General features: G+C 62.3%; 6 protein-coding genes and 1 pseudogene. 1 reads left to right on the top strand and 6 read right to left on the bottom strand.

Annotated features, from left to right (window positions below; all coding sequences use genetic code 11):
- Positions 1–97: 97 nt before the first annotated feature.
- A pseudogene (locus tag C0V72_RS13310) lies at positions 98–1,702 on the top strand (conjugal transfer protein TraG N-terminal domain-containing protein); the annotation flags it as partial.
- Between the two features lie 4 nt (positions 1,703–1,706).
- Here the strand turns inward: C0V72_RS13310 and C0V72_RS13305 are convergent.
- The 6 genes from C0V72_RS13305 to C0V72_RS13280 form a co-directional block, all read right to left on the bottom strand.
- Positions 1,707–1,925 (bottom strand): hypothetical protein, encoded by a 219-nt coding sequence (locus C0V72_RS13305; RefSeq protein ID WP_172439029.1) that lies wholly within the window; start codon positions 1,923–1,925, stop codon positions 1,707–1,709.
- Positions 1,926–2,074: 149 nt separating this feature from the next.
- Positions 2,075–2,557, bottom strand: a complete 483-nt coding sequence (locus tag C0V72_RS13300; protein ID WP_101794627.1) for a hypothetical protein — start codon at positions 2,555–2,557, stop codon at positions 2,075–2,077.
- Positions 2,557–4,536: an ATP-binding protein gene (locus C0V72_RS13295; protein ID WP_101794626.1), complete on the bottom strand. Its 1,980-nt coding sequence runs from the start codon at positions 4,534–4,536 to the stop codon at positions 2,557–2,559. The genes C0V72_RS13300 and C0V72_RS13295 overlap by 1 nt, the downstream gene beginning before the upstream one ends.
- Entirely contained in the window at positions 4,526–4,723 is a 198-nt protein-coding gene (locus tag C0V72_RS13290) for a hypothetical protein (RefSeq protein WP_101794625.1), read from the bottom strand. The genes C0V72_RS13295 and C0V72_RS13290 overlap by 11 nt, the downstream gene beginning before the upstream one ends.
- Positions 4,701–6,677 (bottom strand): DEAD/DEAH box helicase family protein, encoded by a 1,977-nt coding sequence (locus tag C0V72_RS13285; RefSeq protein WP_101794624.1) that lies wholly within the window; start codon positions 6,675–6,677, stop codon positions 4,701–4,703. The genes C0V72_RS13290 and C0V72_RS13285 overlap by 23 nt, the downstream gene beginning before the upstream one ends.
- Entirely contained in the window at positions 6,674–8,920 is a 2,247-nt protein-coding gene (locus tag C0V72_RS13280) for a sigma factor-like helix-turn-helix DNA-binding protein (protein ID WP_143704598.1), read from the bottom strand. Before C0V72_RS13280 ends, C0V72_RS13285 begins: the two co-directional genes overlap by 4 nt.
- Positions 8,921–8,923 lie beyond the last annotated feature (3 nt).

The raw sequence follows: 8,923 nt of genomic DNA, 5'->3' as shown, positions 1-8,923 counted from the left end.
CATGCTCCCCGCCCCTGAAATCATCGCACGGTCACAACGAGACACCTCGTAACACTGGGTGTCGCCTTAGCTCGTAACACTGGGTGTCCATTGACACTACGTGACGGGCTTCTTCTATCTCGCGGCCTGGGGACCCCTGTTCGTGATCCTCCACATGATGCTGATGTACAAGGGTGCGGCCGACATGAGCGCGGTCACGGGCAGCAACGGCCTCAGCCTTGCAAGCTTTACCGGCATGGCCGACGTCAACAGCGATATCGGTCTTCTGGCAGGCTATCTCATCGCATCGGTGCCGTTCTTAGCCGGGGGTGTGGCCAAGGGCGCCATGGCGATTTCCCACCATGCCACGAGCTACCTCAACCCGAGCCAGAACGCGGCCGAGGAAGCGGCCCGGGAAGCGAGTACCGGCAACGTCTCGCTCGGCAACACCAGCTTCGAAAACTCGAGTGTCCTAACCCGCCAGTTCGCACAAGGCACGATCGCGCCGAGCTTCACGTACGGCGCGCCGCAGACGCGGACCTTCAGCGACACCGGGGCAATGACCACGAGCTTTCCGGACGGCAGCTACGACCAGATCCCGACCTCCAGCTATCCCTTCACGCCGACGCTGGGCCAGGAGTTCACGGCGCGCCTGTCGACGATGGCATCGCAGGCCCGCGCCAACAGCGAGACCTATGCCAATGTCGCCACGGAATCGACGACCAGCGCGGTCACTAAGTTCCGCGAGCTCAGAGACCAGTTCAGCCGCGGCGCATCCTTCGAGAGCGCAACCGGCACCTCGAATTCCGACAGCATCCAGACCGCGTTCAGCGAGGTCGATCAGGCATCGACCAATCTGCAGCGGCAATTCGGACTGTCGCGCAGAGCGGCCGACGACATCACCGTTTCCTGGTTTCTAAATGGCGAGGCAGGCGCAACTGCCGGCATCACGAATGGAGTGGCATCTGCGAACATCGGAGCCAAGGGTGGTCGAAACCAAGCGTGGACCGACAGTGACATTGGCATCGCCTCAGAGGACCGCTCGCGGATCTTCGGTAGCTTGGCCCAGATGTCCGACAGCAGAAATTGGTCGAGCACCCGCGACGGGTTCGTTCGGTCTGTCAGCACCTCGAGCAGTTCCTCAATTTCAAGCTCGGCAAGCGGCATGAATGCGTCCCTCACCGAAGCGCAAAGCTACAGCCGCGAGGCAAGGCGCGCCGAGGAACTTGCTAACCGCCTCGAAACCCAAGCGTCGTTCTTCAATGGCAACAGCGCGGCAGGAACCCTCAATCTGTCCCAAGCCTACCGTGAATGGGGATTGGCCGAGATCGATCGCAACCGAGACTTCTACGGCAATGTTCGGTTCGACGACGTCACTTTCCAGCTCAGTCCGGAAGGCCAGGCATTGCAGGCCAAGTTCATTGAAGGTTATGCTGAGCAGCTTCGCGACGGGATCGAAGATCATCTAGTCCTCGCCCCCGGACGGCCCGTGTCCGGTCCGGCTGTCTCTGGCGCCGGATCAGTACGCGAGCGCGCGCAGACTGGCGTAGGGGGCTCTGGCACAGTAGCACAGGTGGGCGTCGGCAATATCCGTGATGAGGTTCAGAGGGCTCAGGTTACCGGTCGCCAGAAGATCAGCGGATCAAGAGGACGTCTGGATGCTGTCACAAAGGGAGCACAGGGCGCAAGTGCTGAGGCCGCTGATGATGTCAAAGAGTGGTGAAGCGTCAGCCCTTCAAGGCATCCCAATAGAGAGCAAAGCCGGCAAAACTCGCGAGCAAAAGGAGGACTGCAACCGTCAGGGCTCGCGACCACGGATCGGCCCATGACTTCTTGATCCGATATTCCATTAGACGATTATCGCGGATCGCCTGATCGATTTCAGACAGCCCTTCCCACTTTTGGGTTCCGCGAGCCTCGGCATTTTCAATGTCGAAATTGGTCACAATGGCTCCGGTCTTTTGCCCACCAGATCATAACAGAAAAACAAAGCGCTCATAGGATCTTCGACCGGGCCGAGCCATATGCACAAATCTGGCAACTCTCGCAGTCGAAGAAAAACGCACTTTCACTTGAGCATGGCTCGCCTTATTCCTCATCCAGGGGCTGCGAACGGCCCGCTCTCGGCGGCCTCACCCACCAGCGCAGAGTATGTCCTTATGAACTCCTCGGCCGATTGAGGACGCTGCTCCCATTGCTCGGCCAGATACTCGTAGCCGCCATTGGCATAAGCATTCAGCCGCTTCATACCCTCGTCCGTGAGTCCGTTCTCGCCGCCGCCCGCGACGAGACTGCGGAACACCTCGCGTACCTCTCCCTCTTCAGTCAAACCGATTCGGCCCTTCTTCAGCTCCGCAACGACTAGCATCGCAAGGATAAAGCTCGCCACGGGCTTGTAGTCCGCAACGAAGTAATCCACCATTTCGCGCGACGCACCCTTCAATTCCTCGGAGCGCCCGGCCGTGAGACCAGCCATCGCGCAGAAGTAGTAGAGGTCGAAAATAGTGCCGCCCGGAAGTGTGCGCTGCACATCCGAAAGCCAGTTGAGGGCATCTTCCCTGATCCTGAAGGAAGCCATTACTCCTCCACCTCCATGTCAAATGTGTCGAAATAACCTTCGTCGTTGACGAGCACGCCGTTGCTGGTCTCCTCGTATCTGCCGGGCGGCAGGTTGGTCATCAGCCGCCTCGTCCCATCCGTTTTGCGGAAGAACGTGAGGTGGAGCGCATCCCGCGCTTTCCCTTCGACGGCGGTAACGAAGTCCGCCCGTTCGGTATTGATGACGAAGGTTACAAACTGCGAACAAAGGTCCGGGATCAGCCGTCCCACCTGCCGTCGGACCGAACCGTCCATCTTTCCGACGGGACTATCAACCAGCAGCGGAAATCGGTTGTCGCCCCGCTCGAGTAGGGTCATCAGGAATGTATATCCCACAGACAGCATCTGCGCCTCGCTCCCGCTCTCTTGGCCGGCGAGCTTGAGATGGCCCTCGATCGACTCAAGCTCGATGGGGTCGTTTACTAGGATCTGCTCGAGGCGCTGATTGCACGCGTCGAGTAGCTCGCGCTTAATGGTGCGCCTGGCGAGATCTTCAGCGCGGTTGATGATCGCTTGTATCGTCGCTGTCTTCGCCCGCAGGTCGACGGTGTTGGTCGCCTCAGTGATCTTATCGGTCGCCTCATCGATCTCGCGCTGGATCCGGGCGAGCGAGAAGATCTCCTCGGCCGGTCGGACGTTCAGGCCGGGGTCGTCGATCGAGTGGATAAGATCCTCGAGCTCCCCGTAGCGCTTGTCTTCTGCCTCCTGCTCAGCCTCCCACTGCTTCACCTGCTCGCCGCCGGCATCGATGATCTTCCGGCGCAGCGCGCGGACGTTCTGCTCGGCCTCCAGCTGCTCCCGGCGCGCTTTCGACAGGTCCGCGAGCTTTGCCTGCAGGCCACTATGGTAACTCGGCTCGCCCGGCTCCGGCTCGTACTTCTCTATATCGCCCTTGATGATGTTGAGCTGGCCGTTTTCGCTCGTGCTGAGCACCAGCTTAGCGCGTGCGGCGATCTGCTCCTGCATGACCTCGCTCATTGGGTTGCCGCAAATGCAGGCGTCCTGCTTGAGTAGGTCGGTGAAGAACTGGGCCGAGGTCGCCTCCGGGAGCTTCAGTTCCTCCAGGCTCTCCTTCCAGGTACCCAGCGCCTCACCGATCAGCGGGCTGAGAGCCAGAGGAAGCCGGATCGCAGCGAGCGCGGCCGTAGTCGCGCTCTTCACGTCGGCGACTGCGCTGGCCTCCGCGGTGCGCGCGTCGGCCAGATCGCTCTGGTCCTGGACCATTCCTGCGGTCTTAGCTTTGATCTTTTCCTCGAGCTCGGCGCTCTTGGCCTTCGCGTCCGCCATGTCGGCGACCGCCTTCTCCCGCATCCGTGTGAGCTTCACCTTGCGGGCGAGGAGGTCGGTTCGCTTGGTGCGCAGGGTCGCCAGCGCGTTCTCGGTCTTCGGGCCAGCGCGTCCTGCGGCCGCCTTCTCCCAGGCCTTCTCAACATGCTCGGACACGTCCTCGAGCAAATATAGCTGGCAGAGCGCGTCGATCGCGTCCTCGGCTCTTGTCGCGGACGCCTTGAACAGCTCGTTCGCTAGTTCGCCGTTAAACACGAACAGATTGAGGAACGAGCGGTCGAGGAACCGCCTCATCTCTGGAGGTGGCGCCCACCGGCGGTGCACACCGCCGCTACCGGGCCGGGTCGTCAGACAGGTTGCGCGGCCGTTCTCGAAGTCGAGGTCGATCTCGAACGTAAGTGGTCGCCCGTCCACGAGGAGTTTCACCTTGAAATTGCCGCCGAGATGCGTCTCGCCGCGGCGCCTCAGGCCACGTACCGTTGCCTCGTCCCAGCGTTCGGCCTCCCCACTAAGTGCGGCCTTCAGCAGATCGAGCGTAGTGGTCTTGCCAGTGCCGTTGGGCATCTGCAAGAACGCGACATGGAACGGGGTCCCTTCACCTGTGCGCAGGTCGACGTTGACGTCTGGGCAGCGCAGTCCCTGCGACTGCCAACCCGCTATGCTAATCCGCATCGCTGTTCTCCCCGCCGGTGACGGCTCCCATCAGGCGCGCATAGAAGGCGTCCTTCTGCTCCGGTGATACGTCCCCGTCACCCAGCGCTTCGAGCCAAGCGATCATGCGCTCCGCCACGGCAGGGGATTGCTTCCCTTCCGCGACGGCCTGCTTGATGGCGCCCTCAAGCGCCGCGTCGAGCGCCATGCTCGTCTCCTCTTCTTGTCGTTGCGAGTTGGGTCAGCCACGCCGCCCGGTCCTGATCTGCATTGGGCACCGAATCGCCGGGCTGCGGCGGACGGACGAAGTCGATGACGAGCGCCCGCTTTTCCGGGCGGCTGGGATCGAGGCGAAGACACCTCCCGATCCGCTGGACGGTCTCGAGCCTGGCGCGTGCCGACGCGAACAGGACCACCGAGTTCAGTGATTGGATGTCGATGCCTTGCGAGATGCGGTGGCAGGTGATGAGGCAGTCGATCTCGCCGCGCGCGAATTCAACGAGATGATCACGGTCGTCCTCGGCGTAGTATGTGCGGTAGCGGTTAGTATGCTCGTCGACGATGTCGAGGACCTGCTCGCCATACTCCTTGGTCTCGACGAAGATGATAGACCGCTTGAGCGTCTCGGGATGCGCGTCGAGGTATGCCTTGTAAACCTCGGGCTTCATCTCGGCGGTCTTGTAGATTCGGGCGATCTCAGTCCATATTTCCTCATTGCTCATCGGGTTGCCTGCGCGCAGACGTGCCGCCTTCTTGGCGTAAAGGGCCTGGATGCGCGCCTTGTCGCCAGCTGTCAGATCATAAGGCAGCGGGAGATAGTCGAACTCGGCGAGCACACCGCGAGAAATCGCGCGTTCCAATGGGAATTCGTAGACAGTTGGCCCCAACTCGGCACGCACGAAGTCATTGCCCGCCTGGTCGTAGGTGCGTTCCGGGGTTGCGCTGAGGCCGACGCGCCATCCGAAGGCGACATGCTGCCCGGCGAGTTCCCGCTGGAGGCTCGGCATGCCGAGCCCATGCACCTCGTCGTGGATGATCAGCGTCCGTGCCTTGGCGCCCTTCGGCATTCTATTGAGCACTCGTCTCAACTGGCTTCGGGATACGACGACAAGCGCGCGCTCAGACCCGAGAGCATATTCGTTGCCTTGGCGGTGCCGCTCGAATTGCCGAAACACGAGCCACCGGCGCCCCTGGTCTAGCGACCAAGATTCCAGCTCCAGCGCCCACTGCTCAAGGAGGTCGGTGCCGTCGGTCGTGACTATGGCGCTGTCGATCTCACCCTGATCGATCAGACGTGACATGAGCTTGATTGCCGTGCGGGTCTTACCTGTGCCAGTCGCCATTTCGAGCACGCCGGTTCGCACCTTTAAGAGCGCCTCGATGGCCTCATCCTGATGCCGCCAACGGGGGTCTGGGGGAGGAGCATCGGCGGTAGGAGCCTTCGTCGGAACACTGGCACGGGGGGTGCCGACCGAACGTAAACGGGTTAGAACCTCGGGCGAGGGTGCGAGCACGGTCAGCCCACTCGCGTGGCCTTCCCAAGCCTCGTCGAATTGCTCAACCTTCGTCGCTACCCGGTCGGATTCCCCCGGCATCCAGCTTCGGTAGACATCGACGGATTCGTAATTTCGGCTGTGCCCCCGAGCCGTCTCGTTGGCCGAGCCAGTGAAGGCGATCTGCCCACCATCGTCGAGATCGAATACCCCCATCTTCTCGTGAAAAATGCCCGCGGTCTCGACGTGCTCGGGGAACGCGAAGCGAATCTGGAGGCTGCCGTTGGCGAGCAGCCAAGCGAGCACCCTCACGCGCGTCGCGTGATCGTCCTCGCCCTCCGCCAGCCGCACGAGGTCCTCCATCATCTGCTCAACGAGTACGGCCTGGTGTCGTGCGCGCTCGACCGGATCATCGAGCCGCTCCAGGACCTCCCGGTCACCTACGGGTAATTCCGGGGAAGCAATGAGCCTGATTGCCATCTCGCGCCCCTGCCCGAGCCGCTGCAGCCCGTCCGCCCATGTCGCAAGCGCACCGGAGGAGAAGTAGCCGGAGGCCCGGCGATACGACCGCGATGCAGCAAGGCAGGGTCCGAAGAAGTCCTTCCCGAGGTCGTCGAGACCCGAGCGGTAGTGTGTCTTGACCGACGGTCTTGCGGCAGGTGCGCTCATGCGTCCGCCCCGTTGAACTGTTCCTGCAGACGGCGGACCCGCATCGCGTGCCTATGCTCGGCCATGAGTAGCTCGAGTTCATCCATCTCATCTACGACGGGCGCCACAGCTTCGCCACCGCCGGGAGCATCACCGAGGATGGTCTCGCCAAGCTTGCAAAGTTCGGTGTCGTCCCACCCGACCAGGCCCTTGCGGTGGATGACGTCTGAGAGGCGCTCGACCCACTCCTGCAGCCGGGGGCCCTTAAAGTGGGGAAGTTGCCAAGCATAGCTCCCTTGCGCCGGCGTCACTATCCCCGCATCCGCAAGGGTCTCGAGTACGCCGGCGGCAATATGAGCGCATGCCTGGTAACGCAGAGTGCGGTTCACGGTGACCCATCCTAGGGTGCCATGATCGACGAGCGCGAGCGCGAGCGCGAGCACTCGGTCCGGGGTCAGCGCCACGAAGGAAGGACGCGGGTCGAAGCACAGTTCGAACCGGCTTCCCCGTTGCTTGGCATTTTGCCACCACGCTTTGTCCTCGGAGTCGGTCGGCCAGCAGTCGATACTTGAGATCGCGAGAAGCGAACTCAGTAGTTCCACCTCGCCATGGTATCGCGCCCATCGGCATAGGCGCATCTCGGCGGTGGGCGTCCACAGCGGGTAGCATCCCCAAGGCTCGCCTGCGCGCCTCGCCAGCGCGTAGCTCCTCGCCTGCGTTGGGTTGAGGAGGTAATCGACCGCGTCCGCCTTCGCGAGCTCGGGCTCAGTCGGGATTTGTTCCGGAAGTGCCCATACGCCAGGCAGCGCGCGCACGAAGCGACTTGGGTTCGTCAGCAACGTCGGACCGACGCTGCGTGGCGACCGTCCACTAGGGAGGATGTCCAGAGCGTCGTCGATTAGCGTGCTGACCCTGGTCGGACCACGAGTCCGGAGTGCCCGCTCAAGCGCAGACGCCACTGTTCCATCGTCGACTTCGTCGTCACCGCTAGGCGTAGCGGTATCTGCGTCGTTGGCAACCGGAACGGGCGGCTCGCCATGGGCGCCAAGCGACGTCCACCGCGCCTCCTCCAGTTCGAGGAATAGGTGAGGCGCGTCCTCCATCACCATTATCAGGTCGCGGTCCGAGCAGATGTCAGTCGGGACGCCCTCGTGATACCGCGCAAGCAGTTCGGCGACTTCCGTAGGCCGCCCAATCGCTGACAGCAGCGCATGAAGGGTTGCCGTTCGCATCGCACGGCGCCCGGGTCTGCGCCGGAAGGCATAGCCGCTCTCGATGTGCCATCCCAGTTCGAGTTGAGCTGCCGCGAGAGCGTACCGTGGCGCCAGATTCACGGTAAGAGGGGCGAATGCGCGCGGCAGAGCTTCGTCGCCGACGTGTTCGGCCAGTTGGCTCGCCGATTTCGACACCAGCTCCGCTTCCGTTCCCGGACGGAGCCAGCCGCGCGGAAGTTCCTGCGCCCCTTGGGTCAGCCAGGAGGTTCGATCGTGGCCTACCACTTCGATCGCGAGCTCGAGATGCCCCGTGATAGCTCGGGCGAAGCGCTCCACCTCGGAATGGGTGGCGTGCACGCGATCACCGAACAGCTCGTCGACACACCGCTTTCTTTCCCGATCGAGATGCGCGTCGAGCGGAAAGCGCATGCACAGTTCGCGGATTCGCTTGAGCTCCTTCGCCTCGACTTGGCGGATTCGCTCGCGGGTTACAGAAAGGTCTAGTCCGATCTCTGCTAGCGTCTGCTTTGTCGCGCCACCCAGCCCAAAACGCCGTGATAGGATCTCCCTAGAGCGAGGCTTCGCCTGCTGGAGATGCCAGCCGATCAGATCCTCAAGATTGAGCCCATCAGGCGGTCCGTCGATACTGGCCTCGGTCTGAGCAGGCGCCGACAGCATCGCTTCTGCCGCTTCGCTCGCGTCATCGGAATTCATTCCTGCAGCTACGAGTGCGTGGTAGACGTGCGAGGAGACCCGTGATCTCAGCTCCAACACGGATCGGCGGCCGCAGTTGGGCGTTTGCATCATCCAGGCTTCGATCTCAATTCGCCGGAACACGAACGAGCGGAGCCCGAGCTCACCGAGTTCGGTCTGCCGCAGCATCCGGTCGAGGCGCCCAGCCACTCCGTCCGGTTTAAGAAGCGCGGCAAGTGGAATCTCGCTGAGCAATTTGAGCGTGGCCTCGCACGACCACGAATCTTCAGCTTCGTCGGCATTAGCCACTACCATCGGCGCATCTTCAATGCTGCTACCGAGAGGATTCGATGCCACCTC

The organism is Porphyrobacter sp. TH134, assembly GCF_002855495.1.
Lineage (GTDB): Bacteria > Pseudomonadota > Alphaproteobacteria > Sphingomonadales > Sphingomonadaceae > Erythrobacter.
Note: the sequence above shows the minus strand (reverse complement) of the source record. Positions and strands in the feature narration are given on the sequence as shown.

Bases quoted from the DNA above. Each gene is read 5' to 3' on its own strand.
- C0V72_RS13295 (WP_101794626.1), bottom strand. From the start codon at position 4,536: ATGCGGATTAGCATAGCGGGTTGGCAGTCGCAGGGACTGCGCTGCCCA.
- C0V72_RS13290 (WP_101794625.1), bottom strand. From the start codon at position 4,723: ATGGCGCTCGACGCGGCGCTTGAGGGCGCCATCAAGCAGGCCGTCGCG.
- C0V72_RS13285 (WP_101794624.1), bottom strand. From the start codon at position 6,677: ATGAGCGCACCTGCCGCAAGACCGTCGGTCAAGACACACTACCGCTCG.
- C0V72_RS13300 (WP_101794627.1), bottom strand. From the start codon at position 2,557: ATGGCTTCCTTCAGGATCAGGGAAGATGCCCTCAACTGGCTTTCGGAT.